Below are 14540 nucleotides of genomic sequence, written 5' to 3' on the forward strand. Positions count from 1 at the left end.
GGACCGGCCCGGGGTGAGGGAGGAGTCCCTGTGACCGTCACCGACCCCGTCGCGTCGCGGCCGCCGCCGCGCGCCGCCGTCCGCTGGTGGCGGCGGCCCTGGATCGGCCCGCTGATGCTGGTGGCCGCGGTGTTCCTGGGCGTCTCCGTCCCGCGCTACCTCACCTTCGACCCCGCCCTGTCCCGGCTGGAGGGGCCGCCGGGCGATCCCGTGTACCACCCGGTGCTGGTCGCGCACGTGCTGTTCGGCACCGTCGCGATGGTCGCCGCCTGCTTCCAGGTCTGGCCGCGCTTCCGGGCCGGGCACCCCTGGGGGCACCGGATGACCGGCCGGGTGTACGTGCTGGGCGGGGTGCTGCCGGGCGGGCTCACCGCGCTGTACGTCGGGGCGCACACGCCCTTCGGGCCGGTGGTGATGGTCGGCAACCTGTCCATCGCGGTGCTGTGGCTCGCCGTCACCCTGCTCGGGTGGCGTGCGGCCCGGGGCCGGAGATTCACCGACCACCGGGTGTGGATGCTCCGGAGCTTCGCGCTCACCATGTCCATCGTGCTCAGCCGGGTGCTGGGCGGGCTGGCGATCCTCGCCCTGGTGCCCTGGCTGGAAACCGGCTTCGGGGGCGATGAGGACCTGCTGGTGCAGAGCGCCACGGCCATCGGGGTGTGGCTGAGCGCGCTGCTCTCCCTGGGTCTGGCCGAGGCCGGCATCCGCCGTTGGGGCCGCCGCCCGGGCCGTTCGGGTGATCCGGGCGCCGCGCGCCCCGAACGACGGCCGGGCCGCCCGCGGCCGGAGCCGGACCGACCACCGGCCGTGTAGGGGCGGCGGGTCGTTAAAAGCCTTTGTCCGGGCGCGGGGCGGCTGAGTACGGTTCCGCTATGGGTATCGAGATCAGGGATTTCCGGGACGGCGACCGTGAAGAGGTCCTGGAGCTGTCGGTGCGGGCCTGGGAGCCGGTGCACGCGTCGCTGCGGCGGGTGCTCGGCGCTCGGATCTACGACCGGATGATCCCCGACTGGCGGGAGAGCCAGCGGGCGGAGGTCGGCGGCGCCCTCGACGACGCGGACATCACCGTGCGGGTGGCCGTCCGAGACGGCGCGGTCGCCGGGTTCTACGCCGTGGTGATCCGGCCCAAGGACGACACCGGTGAGGTCACCCTGCTGGCCGTGCACCCCGACCACCAGCGGGCCGGGGTGGGGGAGGCGCTCACCCGGCACGCGGTCGACTGGATCCGCACCCAGGGCATGGGCATGGCCGTCATCGAGACCGGAGGGGACGAGGGGCACACCCCGGCCCGGCGGACCTATGAGAAGGCGGGTCTCACCGAACTGCCGATCTCCCGCTACTTCCAGGCCCTTTGAGATCCGGGCCGTGGTGTGCCGCGCCGTAATCTGGAGGCCCACCGGGGACCGGCCCCGGGGATCTCCGGATGAGGCGGCGATGTCGGCGACGCGGTTGTTGGTGCTGGGTGTGGTGCGCATGTCGGGGCGTGCCCACGGGTATCGGGTCGGCCGCGAGCTGATGGACTGGGGCGCCTCGGAGTGGGCCAACGTCAAGTGGGGGTCCATCTACCACGCACTGCGCAAGCTCACCGCCGAGGGCAGGCTGCGCGAGGTCACCGCCGAGGGCGACGACGTGGTGGAGCGGGTCTCCTACGAGATCACCGAGGACGGCGAGGCCGAGCTGCACCGGCTGCTGCGCACGGCGCTCTCCCACGCGGGTGACGACCACGGGCTGCTGTGCGCCGGGATCACCCTGATGACCTCACTGCCGCGGGCCGAGGTGATCGACCTGCTCCGAAGCCGGATCGCGGAGCTGGAGAGGAGCGGTGCCGAAGCGCTGAAGACCGCACGGCTGAGCACCGAGGAGTGGGACAAGCCCGAACACGTGCGCCCGCTCTTCAGGCTGTGGGAGCTGTACGTGGGGGCGGCCGTCGAGTGGACCCGCGGGCTCATCCGCGAACTGGAGGAGGGTCGCTACACCATGGCCGACGACAGTCCGCGGGCCTTCGGGCAGCCGCCCGCGGAGAGTCCGCGGGGGTAGGGGCGCACCGCGGACCGGGCACCCGCGCGCCCCTCGTATTAAAACTTGAATATGCGTTGGGGGTGGGGCAGACTCAGGCGTATTCAACTTTGAACAAGGAGCCGCGGATGATCCGTACCCGGGATCTCACCAAGCACTTCCGCGTCGGCAGGGAGACCGTCGAGGCGGTCCGGGGCATCGACATCGACATCGCCCAAGGCGAACTCGTCGCGCTGCTCGGTCCCAACGGCGCGGGCAAGTCCACCACCCTGCGCATGCTGACCACCCTGCTCGAACCCACCTCCGGCACCGCCGTCGTCGCCGGGCGCGACGTGCGCACCGAGCCGGCCGAGGTGCGCCGCCGCATCGGGTTCGTCGGCCAGGGCCACGGCGCCGGCGAGGACCAGCGAGCCGGGGAGGAGCTCTACACCCAGGGCCTGCTCTACGGTCTGGACCGGGCGACGGCCAGGGCGCGCACCGCCGAGCTGCTCGACATGCTGGAGCTGTCGGGGGCGACCGACCGGGACGTCACCAAACTCTCCGGCGGGCAGCGGCGCCGCCTCGACATCGCGATGGGGCTCATCCACCGGCCGCCGCTGCTGTTCCTCGACGAGCCGTCCACCGGCCTGGACCCGCACAGCCGCGCCAACCTGTGGGAGCACATCACCCGCCTGCGGACGGAGTTCGGCACCACCATCGTCCTGACCACCCACTACCTCGACGAGGCCGACGAGGCGGCCGAACGGGTCCTGGTCATCGACCACGGCCGGGTCATCGCCGACGGCACCGCCGACGAGCTCAAGGGCGGGGTCTCCGGCGACCTCGTCACCTTCACCGTCGCCGACGAGGAGGCCGCGGCCACCGGCGCCGCGATCGCCGGGAAGCTGCCGACCGCCCAGGAGGTCCAGGTCGTCCCCGGCCGCGAGACCGAGGTGCGGCTGAGGATCGAACGCGGCGACGCCGCCCTGCCCGAGCTGCTGCGCTCCCTGGACGGCTCCGGGGTCGCCCTGACCACGGTGCGGGTGCAGCGCCCCACCCTCGACGACGTCTTCCTGACCCTCACCGGCCGCAGCCTGCGGGAGGAGAACCCGTGACCACCGACACCACCACCGCCACCACGGCCGACGCCGCCGTGCGGCCGTCGTCCCCGTTCCGGGACACCTGGCTGGTCTTCGTCCGGCAGTTCCGACCGCTGCTGCACCGCCCGGTCTTCCTGCTGTTCGGCATGCTCCAGCCGATCCTGTACCTGGTGCTGTTCGCGCCGCTGCTCACCGGCCTGGCCGGGGCCCAGGGGCAGAACCCCTGGCAGTGGTTCGTGCCGGGGCTGCTGGTCATGCTCGCTCTGTTCACCGGCGGTTTCGCCGGGTTCGGGCTGCTGCCGGAGATCGCCTCGGGGGCGCACGAGCGGCTGATGGCGACCCCGGCCAGCCGGGTGGCGCTGCTGCTGGGGCGGGTGCTGCGCGACGTGGCCGTCATGGCGATGCAGATGGTGCTCATCGTCGTCCTGGTCGCACCGTTCGGGTTCCGCGTCCCGGTGCTCGGCTTCGCCGTCGGCCTGCTGCTGCTCGTCGTGCTGGGGATCGGCCTGTCGTCGCTGTCGTACCTGGTCGCCCTCAAGGTGGAGCAGACCTACGTGTTCGCGCCCATCGTGCAGACCGCCGTGATGCCGCTGATGCTGCTGTCGGGGGTGCTGCTGCCGATGGACCTGGCACCGGGCTGGCTGTACGCGCTCTCCCGGGCCAACCCCATCGCCTACGTGGTGGACGCGGAGCGGGCGCTGTTCGCCGGCGAGTGGACCGCGGCCGTGGGCATCGGCTGGGCGGTGGCCCTGGTGACCACCCTGCTGGTCCTGGCGCTGGGGTCGCGGGCGATGCGCCGGATCTCCGCCTGACCTCGCCCTACCGGCCCCGACCTCGTCCGCCGCGAGCGGAAAAATCCGCTGCATGGGAAGTTTGTGCAGGTGAACGCGTGTCGAAGAGGTGGTGGAATCGTGACCGCATCGTTTGCACTCTCCCATGCCGAGTGCTAAAAAGGGATCTGGTTAGCACTCGCCCCGGCTGAGTGCTAAACCGGATCGAGGCTGCGAGACCGCGGCCGCCGGCAACAGGGTCGCCGGAGGGTTCGCGGTCGTCCGTCGCGGGCGCACGCCTCGTCCCATCGCGTATCAGCCCGGTCACGGGAGGACAAGAACTCAATGGCAGCCAAACTGATCGCGTTCGACGAAGAGGCCCGTCGCGGCCTTGAGCGCGGCATGAACCAGCTTGCGGACGCCGTCAAGGTGACGCTCGGCCCCAAGGGCCGCAACGTCGTCCTGGAGAAGAAGTGGGGCGCCCCCACCATCACCAACGATGGTGTCTCCATCGCCAAGGAGATCGAGCTCGAAGACCCGTGGGAGAAGATCGGGGCCGAGCTCGTCAAGGAGGTCGCCAAGAAGACCGACGACGTCGCGGGTGACGGCACCACCACCGCCACCGTCCTGGCCCAGGCGCTCGTGCGCGAGGGCCTGCGCAACGTCGCCGCCGGCGCCAACCCGATCAGCCTCAAGCGGGGCATCGAGGCCGCCGTCGCCCGCATCAGCGAGGAGCTCGGCAACCTCTCCAAGGAGATCGAGACCAAGGAGCAGATCGCCTCCACCGCCTCCATCTCCGCCGGCGACCCGCAGATCGGCGAGACCATCGCCGAGGCGATGGACAAGGTCGGCAAGGAAGGCGTCATCACCGTCGAGGAGGGGCAGACCTTCGGGCTCGAACTGGAGCTCGCCGAGGGTATGCGCTTCGACAAGGGCTACATCTCGCCCTACTTCGCCACCGACCTGGAGCGCATGGAGACGGTCCTGGAGGACCCGTACATCCTCATCGCGAACTCCAAGATCTCCAACAACAACGAGTTCCTCCCCATCGTGGAGAAGGTGCTCCAGGCCGGCCGTCCGCTGGTCGTCATCGCGGAGGACGTCGAGCAGGGTGCGCTTCAGACCCTGGTCGTCAACAAGATCCGCGGCACCTTCAAGTCCGTCGCCGTCAAGGCCCCGGGCTTCGGTGACCGCCGCAAGGCCCAGCTCGGCGACATCGCCGTGCTGACCGGCGGCCAGGTCATCACCGAGGAGGTCGGCCTCAAGCTGGAGAACACCGAGCTCGACATGCTCGGCCGTGCCCGCAAGATCGTCGTCACCAAGGACGAGACCACCATCGTTGACGGTGCCGGCGACGCCACCGCCATCGCCGGTCGCGTCAACGAGATCCGCAACGAGATCGAGCGCACCGACTCCGACTACGACCGCGAGAAGCTCCAGGAGCGCCTCGCCCGCCTGGCCGGCGGCGTCGCGGTCATCAAGGCCGGTGCCGCCACCGAGGTGGAGCTCAAGGAGCGCAAGCACCGCATCGAGGACGCCGTCCGCAACGCCAAGGCCGCGGTCGAGGAGGGCATCCTCCCCGGTGGTGGTGTCGCGCTGCTCCAGGCCAGCGTCCCCGCGTTCGCGAAGCTGGAGCTGGAGGGCGACGAGGCCATCGGTGCCGACATCGTTCGCCGCGCCATCGCCGAGCCGCTGAAGCAGATCGCCGTGAACGCCGGCCTTGAGGGCGGCGTCGTGGCGGACAAGGTCCGCAACCTGGAGCCCGGGTTCGGCCTGAACGCCGCCACCGGTGAGTACACCGACCTGTTCAAGGACGGCGTCATCGACCCGACCAAGGTCACCCGTTCCGCTCTGCAGAACGCGGCCTCCATCGCCGGTCTGTTCCTGACCACCGAGGCCGTCATCGCCGAGAAGCCGGAGAAGGCGGCCCCCGCGGCCGACCCGACCGGTGGCATGGGCGGCATGGACTTCTAAGTCCCACCGCTTCCGGGGTCGGGATACGCGACCCCAGCCCGCGACGACCGGGCGGCCCTTCGGGGCCGCCCGGTTTCGCGTGTCCGGGGCCCGTTCCGGTGCCCGGGGCCGTACGCTCCCGGGGTCTGCCCGCCGGTCGGTCCCGGACGATGAGGGCGCGGACGGCGGTCGACCTCCCGGCGCGGCTCCACCGCCGTGCCCACCACCACCGCCGCAGGCGCGGGCGGCACCACGAACGCCATCGGGTCGCCGAACCCGGTCGGCGCACCCCAGGCGGTCGCGACCACCGCCGCCACCCTGCTGCCCGCCGCCGCCCCGGGCGGCCCGGCCGCCGCCGTCCCCGGACCCGGATGCCCTGATTCCTGCGCCGGGAGGAGCCCGGAGGTTATTCTGCGAAGTGTCGGGCGGGCGGGTGCACGCAGCGTTACGCTCCTGCCCGGAGGTGCAAGACGAGATGAGCCTGGCTATGACGGAGATCGCTCCGGAGACGGAGACGTCGCGATGGGACTACCTTCTCGGCACCTGGCGAGAGCTGGACGTGCCCGACGGTTGGCGGGCCGAGATCCTCGACGGCAACGGAGTCGTACTGGTGGCCCCCCCTTCCGATCCGCACAACTACATCGCAGTCCGGGTGACTCGAACTCTGAACCGCGCGATCCCTGATGATTGGGATGTGTATCAGACACTGGGCATCCAGATCCCGGCCGTCGAGCGTCTGTTCGTGCCCGACCTGGTCGTCATGCCCGAGAAGGTGGTGCTCGACCCGACCCGGTCCCCCTGCCCCGCGCACGAGGCCGAACTCGTGGTGGAGATCGTCTCCAAGAGCAGCGGGGACACCGACCGCAAGCGGAAGCTCTGGGGCTATGCCCATGCTCCTGTGCCGCTTTACCTGCTCATCGATGCCTGGGCCGATGCCGGGCCCTCGGTGACGCTCTACGAGAACCCCGGCAACGGCATGTACCACAAGGCGACCAGCGTGCTCTTCGGCGAGACCATCGAGCTCCCCGACCCCTTCGGGATCGAGCTCGATACCTCCCGTTTCCCCGCTCCGGACCAGTGGCCGACGTGACGTCGCCGGGGCGTCGCCCCTGATGTCCGACGGACCGGCCGGGCGCCCCACGGGGCGGCCCGGCCGCCGCCGTTCCCGGGCCCCGCAGGGTCAGGAGTCGCCGTGCCAGGCGTGCCAGAGGGCGGCGTAGGAGCCCCCGGCGGCGAGCAGTTCGTCGTGGGAGCCCAGCTCGGAGACACGGCCGTCCTCGACCACCGCGACGCGGTCGGCGTCGTGGGCGGTGTGCAGGCGGTGGGCGATCGCCACCACCGTGCGTCCCGCCAGCACACCCGCCAGGGAACGCTCCAGGTGGCGGGCCGAGCCCGGGTCCATCAGCGAGGTCGCCTCGTCCAGCACCAGCACCTCCGGATCGGCGAGCACCACACGGGCCAGGGCCAGCTGCTGCACGTGGGCCGGGTCCAGGGCCAGGTGGCCCGAGCCGACCCTGGTGTCCAGGCCGTCGGGCAGGGCGCGCACCCAGCCGTCGGCGTCCACCGCGGCCAGCGCACGCCACAGGGCGTCGCGGTCCACCTCGTCGCGGTCCAGGGCCAGCGCCAGGTTCTCGGCGACGGTACCGCGGAACACGTGGCTCTCCTGGCTGAGCAGGATCGCCTTGTCCCGGCGGGCCTGCGGGGCGAGCCCGGTCAGGTCCTCGCCGCCCACCCGGACGGTCCCGGAGGCGGGTGTGTGGATGCCCGCGATGAGCTTGCCCAGGGTGGACTTGCCCGCCCCGCTGGGGCCCACCACGGCCAGCCGCTCGCCCGGGGCCAGGGACAGGTCGACCCCGTGCAGGACCTCGGCGTCGGTGTAGCCGAAGCGCAGCCCGGAGATCTCCACGGCGCCCGGTGTCCCCGGGCCGCCGGAGCCGGCATCCTCGGCGGTGTCCTCGACCAGCTCCACGCCGATCAGGCGGCGCAGGCTCGTGAACCCCATCATCAGACTGTCCACCTGGTCGATGAGCAGGTCCACCGGCCGCACCACCTGCACGGCCAGGAACACCGCCGTGGCGATCTGCCCGACCGTCAGCTCCCCCTGGGCGTGCAGGTACGCCGCGGCCAGGAACGTCACCGCGGTCGGCAGCAGGTAGGAGAACTCCAGCGTCGGATACCACACGGTGCGCAGCCACAGCGTGTACCGCTCGGCCAGGTAGGCACGGCCGATCCGCTCGTCGGTACGCCGCCGCTGGCGGTCCTGGCGGCCCAGCGCCTCCAGGGTGTGCGCCCCCTCGACGGTGTCGGTCACCCCCTGGGTGAGCTCCGAGTAGGTGTCCAGCTCGCGCAGGTAGCCGCCCGGCGCGCGACGGGCGTACCAGCGGGTGGACAGCCAGACGATCACCGCCGACGGCAGCCACGCGAGCAGCAGCACGGGGTGCAGCACGGCGAGCGCACCGAAGATGACGACCACCGTCACCCCGCTCACCACCATCACCGGGATCGAATGGCGGACGGTGTGGCTGAGGTGGCCCACGTCGCGGCCGGTGCGCGCCATCAGGTCGCCGCTGCCCGCGCGCTCCACGGTGCCCAGCGGCAGGCGCAGCACGGCCCGCACGAAACCCTCGCGCAGCTCGGCCAGGACCGCCTCGCCGAACCGGATGGACAGCGCCACCGACACCAGCGTGAGCGCAGCGTGGCAGAGCAGGGCGCCGACCACGATGAGCGCCATCGTGTCGATCCGCCCCGGGTCGGCCGACGCGCGCACCGCGTCGATGATCCGGCCCAGCATCCACGGCGGTGCCAGCGCGGCCAGTGCGGCCAGCCCGTACAGGCCGACCACCGCGGCCAGGACGCCGCCGTGGCCGCGCAGCAGCCCGGACAGCCGGGCCCACACCATCGGGGACGGGGCGACCGGCAGCAGGCCCCGGCGTTCGTCGGTGGTGGTCACGGCTGTTCCTCCAGCACGGTGCGCAGAACGGTGGCGGTGTATCCGGGTTCGGACGCCAGCAGGTCGTGGTGGGCGCCCTCGGCGGCCACCCGGCCGTCGCGGACGAACCGCACGTGGTCGGTGCGGTCCAGCAGCAGCGGGCTGGTGGTGACCAGCACCGTGGTGCGCCCGGAGCGCTCGGCCGCCAGCCGGGCGCCGATGGCGGCCTCGGAGTGGGCGTCCACGGCGGAGGCGGGCTCCACCAGCACCAGGACGTCGGGGTCGTGGGCGAGCGCCCGGGCCAGCCGCAACCGCTGCTGCTGGCCGCCGGAGTACTCGCGGCCGCGTTCGGTGAGCAGCGCGTCCCACCCGTCCGGGGACTGGCGGACCACGTCCTCGGCGGCGGCGACCCGCACCACTTCGGCCAGGCGCTCTTCCGGCAGGCCGCCGTCGGGCGCCAGCTCGTCCCGCAGCGGACCGGAGAACAGGTGGGCGTCGTTGGCGGCGACCAGGACACGGTCGCGAACCTCGCGCAGCGGCAGGTCGGACAGCGGGACCGAGCGCCCGGTGGCCTCCTCCACCAGGTGCCCGCCCTCGGCGTAGCGGCCCAGCCGGGCGGAGATCGCGGTGGCGTCGGCGGGGTCGGCGCACACCACGGCGGTGAGCAGTCCCGCCGGGACGCGCACCCCGCTGGCCGGGTCGTACAGGCCGCAGGGGCCGGTCGGCGCCTCGGCGGGCGTCTCGGGGTCGGGGTGGTCGTGGTCCAGGGACAGCACCCGCGTCACCCGCCCGGCGGCGACCCGCGCGGAGATGTACAGGGACACGCTGTGCATCAGGTGGCGGACGGCCACGGCCAGGTTGGTGGTGAACCCGTAGAACGCCACCAACTGCCCGACGGTGATCTCCCCGTTCAGGGCCAGACGCGCGCCGTACCAGACGATCCCGACCAGGAGCAGCCCCGGGTACAGCTCGCGCAGGGCCTGGAGGGCGGCGTCCATCCAGCCCACCCGCACCCCGGCGGCGCGCACCTCCTGGGACTCCTCGCGGTACCGCTCGCCGACGGTGCGCTCACCGCCCACGCCGCGCAGCACGCGCAGCCCGGCCACCAGGTCGGAGGCCCGGGTGGTGAGCTCGGCCTTGCGGGTGCGCTGGTGCTCCTGGCGCCGGGCCAGGGGGCGCAGGACCGGGGCGATGCCGAGCATGATCAGCGGTACGGCGACGAGCACGATCAGGCCGAAGGTCACGTGCGAGGTGAGCATGAGGACGGCCACGACCACCATGGACACCAGGGCGGCCACGAACACCGCGGACCGCTCCCAGAAGTCGCCGATCCGCTCGATGTCCTCGGTGCCCACCGCGATGACCTCGCCGGAGGGCAGCCGCCGTGTCAGGGTGGGGCCCAGGTCCGCCGACCGCGAGCAGATCACCTGCACGGTGCGGTACGAGGAGGCGTACCAGTTGAAGCACTCGGCCCGGTGCGCCAGCGGGATGAACACGGTGCAGACGACGATGATCGCGCCCAGGACCCCGGCCCAGGTCAGTACCGACCGGGTGTCCAGCCCGGAGTCCAGGGCCGCGCCGACGGCGGCGGACAGCAGGACGGAGCCGGCGCTGTACGCGCTCGTGAGCGTCCCCGCCCACAGCAGCGGGCGCCACTCCTTCCGTGCCATCCAGAGCAGGAAACGGTCGGCGGAGCGGTGGTCGGGAACGCCCGGAGGCTGGGGAAGGTCGCGCACACACGGACTGTAATCGCGAGCGCGGAGCCGGGGCCACTCATTTTCCGGCGGCGAAGGCCCTGTTCAGCGCACCTCTCCGGTGGTGTGCAGCCGCTCGATCAGGCGCTGGGTGGCGGGTGCGCAGCGTCCCCGGTCGGCGTGGCCGACCCAGGCGATCTCGGACACCTCGGCGCTGGGGTGCGGCTCGCCCTCGTGGTCGGCGGCGTAGCAGGCCATCCGCACCCGGGTACCGGGCGCCTGGTCGTGGGCGACCTCGTCGACGACGGTGACGAGGCGGAAGGTGCCGGGGACGAGGGTGACGCCGACCTCCTCGCGGGCCTCGCGGGCCACGGCCTGCTCGTCGGTCTCCCCGGGCTCGCGTTTGCCGCCGGGGGAGTAGAGGACGTCGCGTCCGCGGGAGCGGACGCACAGGACCCGGCCGTCGCGGACGTGGACCCAGGCCAGGGCGTCGATGACGGCGGGCGGTGTGGTGGAGGCGGACATGGGTTCCAGGGTAGGGGGGCGGACGCCCGGAGCCGGTGGAGCGGGCCGGTATGAGACGGGGACCACGCCCACGGGCCGTCTGTGAGTGGGCGGGTCTGCGCTTGCAGATGGTCCGTGAGCGGGGGTCTGTGCCTGCGGGTGGTCTGTGGGTGGGAGTGCCTGCGCCCGTGGGTCGTCTGTGGGCGGGGGTCTGTGCTCGTGGGTCGTCCGTGAGCGGGGGTCTGTGCTCGCGGGCGGTCCGTGAGCGGGGGGCTGCGCCCGTGGGCCGTCCGTGAGCGGGGGGCTGCGCCCGCAGGCGGTCCGTGAGTGGGCGGATCTGCGCCCGTGGGCCGTCCCTTGAAGGTGGTGGGCGGCGGGTGGTGGGCGGGCCGAGGTAACCATTGGGAAACGTCGCCGTTGCACTCCTGGGCGGGCGCGGTGGGCCCGGGTTAGGTTACGTGCGGACTGGGAGCGCTCCCAGGTGGTGGGGACCATCCGAAGCACGAGCCGTCCAAGGAACACACATGTCCCGCACATCCCGCTTGCGCGCGGCGCTGGGCGCCGCGGCCGCCGGATCCATGGCGGTCCTGGCCGCCGCGGCCACTCTCGCCACGGCCCCGGCCGCCGCCGACACCGGCTTCTACGTCAACCCCGACACCTCCGCCGCCCGCTGGGCGGCCGAAAACCCCGACGACCCCAGGGCCGCCCTCATCGAGGAGCGCATCGCCTCGGTCGCCCAGGGCACCTGGTTCACCCGACACGACCCCGAGACCGTCCGCGGCGAGGTGGACGAACTGGTCGGCGCCGCCGCCGCGGCCGGGCAGGTGCCCATCATGGTCGTCTACAACATCCCGGGCCGCGACTGCGGCAACCACAGCGGCGGCGGAGCGCCCTCCCACGAGGCGTACCGCCAGTGGGTGGACGAGGTCGCCGCCGGGCTCGGCGGCCGACCCGCCTACATCATCGTCGAGCCCGACGCCCTGCCCCTGGTGAGCGGGTGCAGCGAGCCGGAGGACACGCAGGCGCTGCTGGATTCCATGGCCTACGCCGGCAAGGCGCTCAAGGCCGGGTCCTCCCAGGCCCGGGTCTACTTCGACATCGGCCACTCGGCCTGGCTCAGCCCGTCCCGGGCCGCCGAGCTGCTCAACGGGGCCGACATCGCCGCCAGCGCGGACGGGATCTCCACCAACACCTCCAACTACCGGCACACCGCCGACGAGGTCGCCTTCGCCGAATCCGTCATCGCCGCCACCGGGGTCCCCGGGCTGGGCGCGGTGGTCGACACCAGCCGCAACGGCAACGGCCCCGCCCCCGACGGCGAGTGGTGCGACCCGACCGGCCGGGCACTGGGCACCCCGAGCACCACGGACACCGGCAACCCCGTCATCGACGCGTTCCTGTGGGTCAAGCTCCCCGGTGAGGCCGACGGCTGCGCCGGGCCCGCCGGGTCGTTCGTCCCCGACCTCGCCCACGAGATGGCGGTCAACGCCGGCGACCCCCCGCAGGAGCCCACCGAGGAACCCTCGGGCGAGCCCTCCGAGCCGCCCGCCGAGGGCGACTGCACCGCGGACTACCGCGTCGACAACGACTGGGGCAGCGGCTTCCAGGCGACCGTCACCGTCACCGCGAACGTGCCGGTGGACGGCTGGCGGGTCGAGTGGGAGTTCGCCGACGGCCAGGCCGTCACCCAGGCGTGGAACGCCCGGGTGACCTCCTCCGGGGGCGCGGTCACCGCGCTGAACCCGGAGTGGGGCGGCGCCCTCGGGCAGGGCGCCACCGCCGAGTTCGGGTTCACCGGAACCCACACGGGTGCCAATCCGGTGCCCGAGGTGGCCTGCTCGGCGGCCTGACCCCGCGGGCCGGGCGGACACCCCCCGCCGCCCGGCCCGTGCGGGGCCCGGAGTAACCGGTTACCGACGACGTGGACTTCTGAGAACCCTGTGACCTGTGCGACCCCCGAGGCGCAGGGGTCCTGCAACGTCCGGTACCGGCCCGGGTGGACACCCCTGCCGCCCGGCCCGTGCGGGGCCCGGAGTAGCCGGTTACCGACGACGTGGACTTCTGAGAACCCTGTGACCTGTGCGACCCCCGAGGCGCAGGGGTCCTGCAACGTCCGGTACCGGCCCGGGTGGACACCCCTGCCGCCCGGCCCGTGCGGGGCCTGGAACAGCCGGTTACCGACGACGTGGACTTCTGAGAACCCTGTGACCTGTGCGACCCCCGAGGCGCAGGGGTCCTGCAACGTCCGGTACCGGCCGCCGAAACCGCCCACCGGTCCCGCGGTAACGCACTACCATCACTCTGTGTCAGCGGCTGCGGGGCCGCCACGGGCCCCGGAAGGGTGACGACATGGCGACGGAAACGCCCCCGGTGCCCGGGGCGCTCGAACCCGGGGCGGCCGCCCCGGCCGTGGAGCCCCCTCCGGCCTCCACGGCCGCCCCCCTCCTGGCGGAGAGCCCCACGGGGGGCGTCCCCCCGCAGACCGAGGGCCGACGCCTGGCCGGGGAACGCGCCTACAACCTGTTCAGCGCCGCCATCGGCGCCTGCACGGCCAGAGGTCTGCGCGACCGGGCCGCCGACCTGCTGGCGCGGGAGGCCCGCCTGCCCTTCCTCACCACGGACGAGGTCGAGCGCGCCGACGACGACCTCACCCGGACCCTGACCGGGCTGCGCTCCGCCCCGGTCCCGGACGCCGGTGAGGAGGTGGGTCCGCTCCCCGCGGCCGACGCCGCCGACCTCTTCGACCTGGGGCTGCGCGACCGGCTCACCGGAAAGGCCCGCGAGCACCCGCGGCTGCTGCTGTTCGGCGGTCAGCCGGGGTCGGGCAAGTCCACCCTCCAGCGGCTGCTGCTGCCGGTGCTGCCCGAGGGCACCGTGAGCTACGACGGCGACGACCTGATGCGGCTGTCCCCGGACTACGAGCGGGCGATGCTCCGCGACGACCGGGCCGCCTCGCGCGCGGTCGCCGCCCAGGTCGGGGTGCTGCACGCATCCGCCATGGAGCACATCCGCTCCGGCCGGGTGGACGTGCTGTGCAGCCACCCGCTGGGGCGCGCCGACTGGGCGGCCGAGTGGGTGCGGGGCTTCCGCGAGGCGGGCTACCGGGTGGAGGTCGCCTTCCTGGCCGTCCACGCCTCCGTCAGCCGGTTCGCGATCGTGGACCGCTACCAGCGCTCCCGCGAACAGCAGGGGTTCGGTCGTTGGCTGCCCGAGCACCTGCACGACCGCTTCTACCAGGGCGTGCCCAACACGGTCGAGTTCCTGGAGACCCACCGGCTGGTGGACTCCCTCTACGTGCTCTCCCGCGAGGGCGAGGTCCTCTATGCCAACCACCTGGACGCCGACGGCGACTGGCGTGCGGAGCCGTTCGGGCGGATCGCCCTGGAGGCCCAGCGCGGTCGCCGTGAACTCTGGCACCCCGACGACGGGGAGCCTCGGGTCGCGCCGTAGAGCCCGGCGGGTTCGGCAGCCGGTTCCGCGAGCCGCCGCCGGGCCGCGTCCGGGGCCGGGACCTCCACCCGGGCGCCCGACCCGGCCGACCGCGCCGAGACCACCTCGGGTGAGGGGCCGTCGACCTCGAACCGGGTCCATCCGT

12 protein-coding genes are annotated in these 14540 nt (G+C 73.0%); 9 read left to right on the forward strand and 3 right to left on the reverse strand.

Annotated elements, in window-relative coordinates; genetic code table 11:
- Positions 1-30 precede the first annotated feature (30 nt).
- The 7 genes from QJS33_RS00645 to QJS33_RS00675 all read left to right on the forward strand — a co-directional run bounded on the left by QJS33_RS00645 (position 31) and on the right by QJS33_RS00675 (position 6908).
- Positions 31-813 (forward strand): DUF2306 domain-containing protein, encoded by a 783-nt coding sequence (locus QJS33_RS00645; RefSeq protein ID WP_306365822.1) that lies wholly within the window; start codon positions 31-33, stop codon positions 811-813.
- Positions 814-872: 59 nt separating this feature from the next.
- A complete protein-coding gene (locus QJS33_RS00650; protein ID WP_306365823.1) occupies positions 873-1355 on the forward strand; it encodes a GNAT family N-acetyltransferase in 483 nt (160 codons plus the stop codon).
- Between the two features lie 79 nt (positions 1356-1434).
- Entirely contained in the window at positions 1435-2037 is a 603-nt protein-coding gene (locus tag QJS33_RS00655; RefSeq protein WP_306365824.1) for a PadR family transcriptional regulator, read from the forward strand.
- A gap of 107 nt (positions 2038-2144) precedes the next feature.
- The gene (locus QJS33_RS00660) at positions 2145-3110 is read left to right on the forward strand and encodes an ATP-binding cassette domain-containing protein (protein WP_306365825.1); all 966 of its coding nucleotides are present in this window, start codon (positions 2145-2147) and stop codon (positions 3108-3110) included.
- Positions 3107-3907 (forward strand): ABC transporter permease, encoded by an 801-nt coding sequence (locus QJS33_RS00665; protein ID WP_372339557.1) that lies wholly within the window; start codon positions 3107-3109, stop codon positions 3905-3907. The genes QJS33_RS00660 and QJS33_RS00665 overlap by 4 nt, the downstream gene beginning before the upstream one ends.
- A gap of 303 nt (positions 3908-4210) precedes the next feature.
- Positions 4211-5839 (forward strand): chaperonin GroEL, encoded by a 1629-nt coding sequence (gene groL, locus QJS33_RS00670; protein WP_306365826.1) that lies wholly within the window; start codon positions 4211-4213, stop codon positions 5837-5839.
- A 466-nt stretch (positions 5840-6305) separates the two neighbouring features.
- The gene (locus tag QJS33_RS00675) at positions 6306-6908 is read left to right on the forward strand and encodes a Uma2 family endonuclease (RefSeq protein ID WP_306365827.1); all 603 of its coding nucleotides are present in this window, start codon (positions 6306-6308) and stop codon (positions 6906-6908) included.
- A gap of 90 nt (positions 6909-6998) precedes the next feature.
- Here the strand turns inward: QJS33_RS00675 and QJS33_RS00680 are convergent, their stop codons facing one another.
- The 3 genes from QJS33_RS00680 to QJS33_RS00690 form a co-directional block, all read right to left on the reverse strand.
- Entirely contained in the window at positions 6999-8717 is a 1719-nt protein-coding gene (locus QJS33_RS00680; RefSeq protein WP_306365903.1) for an ABC transporter ATP-binding protein, read from the reverse strand.
- Positions 8718-8764: 47 nt separating this feature from the next.
- Positions 8765-10483 carry an ABC transporter ATP-binding protein gene (locus tag QJS33_RS00685; RefSeq protein WP_306365828.1) on the reverse strand — a complete coding sequence of 573 codons (1719 nt, stop codon included), beginning with the start codon at positions 10481-10483 and terminating at the stop codon, positions 8765-8767.
- A gap of 63 nt (positions 10484-10546) precedes the next feature.
- The gene (locus QJS33_RS00690) at positions 10547-10966 is read right to left on the reverse strand and encodes an NUDIX domain-containing protein (RefSeq protein ID WP_306365829.1); all 420 of its coding nucleotides are present in this window, start codon (positions 10964-10966) and stop codon (positions 10547-10549) included.
- Between the two features lie 503 nt (positions 10967-11469).
- Between QJS33_RS00690 and QJS33_RS00695 the strand changes: the two genes are divergently transcribed.
- Positions 11470-12795: a glycoside hydrolase family 6 protein gene (locus tag QJS33_RS00695; RefSeq protein ID WP_306365830.1), complete on the forward strand. Its 1326-nt coding sequence runs from the start codon at positions 11470-11472 to the stop codon at positions 12793-12795.
- Positions 12796-13294: 499 nt separating this feature from the next.
- Complete coding sequence (locus QJS33_RS00700; RefSeq protein ID WP_306365831.1) at positions 13295-14395, forward strand: zeta toxin family protein; 1101 nt, start codon at positions 13295-13297, stop codon at positions 14393-14395.
- Positions 14396-14540: the final 145 nt, after the last annotated feature.

The sequence above is a fragment of the Nocardiopsis sp. CC223A genome (assembly GCF_030766825.1).
Taxonomy (GTDB): Bacteria; Actinomycetota; Actinomycetes; order Streptosporangiales; family Streptosporangiaceae; genus Nocardiopsis.

Bases quoted from the DNA above. Each gene is read 5' to 3' on its own strand.
- QJS33_RS00650 (WP_306365823.1), top strand. From the start codon at position 873: ATGGGTATCGAGATCAGGGATTTCCGGGACGGCGACCGTGAAGAGGTC.
- QJS33_RS00655 (WP_306365824.1), top strand. From the start codon at position 1,435: ATGTCGGCGACGCGGTTGTTGGTGCTGGGTGTGGTGCGCATGTCGGGG.
- QJS33_RS00660 (WP_306365825.1), top strand. From the start codon at position 2,145: ATGATCCGTACCCGGGATCTCACCAAGCACTTCCGCGTCGGCAGGGAG.
- groL (WP_306365826.1), top strand. From the start codon at position 4,211: ATGGCAGCCAAACTGATCGCGTTCGACGAAGAGGCCCGTCGCGGCCTT.
- QJS33_RS00675 (WP_306365827.1), top strand. From the start codon at position 6,306: ATGACGGAGATCGCTCCGGAGACGGAGACGTCGCGATGGGACTACCTT.
- QJS33_RS00680 (WP_306365903.1), bottom strand. From the start codon at position 8,717: ATGGTGTGGGCCCGGCTGTCCGGGCTGCTGCGCGGCCACGGCGGCGTC.
- QJS33_RS00690 (WP_306365829.1), bottom strand. From the start codon at position 10,966: ATGTCCGCCTCCACCACACCGCCCGCCGTCATCGACGCCCTGGCCTGG.
- QJS33_RS00695 (WP_306365830.1), top strand. From the start codon at position 11,470: ATGTCCCGCACATCCCGCTTGCGCGCGGCGCTGGGCGCCGCGGCCGCC.
- QJS33_RS00700 (WP_306365831.1), top strand. From the start codon at position 13,295: ATGGCGACGGAAACGCCCCCGGTGCCCGGGGCGCTCGAACCCGGGGCG.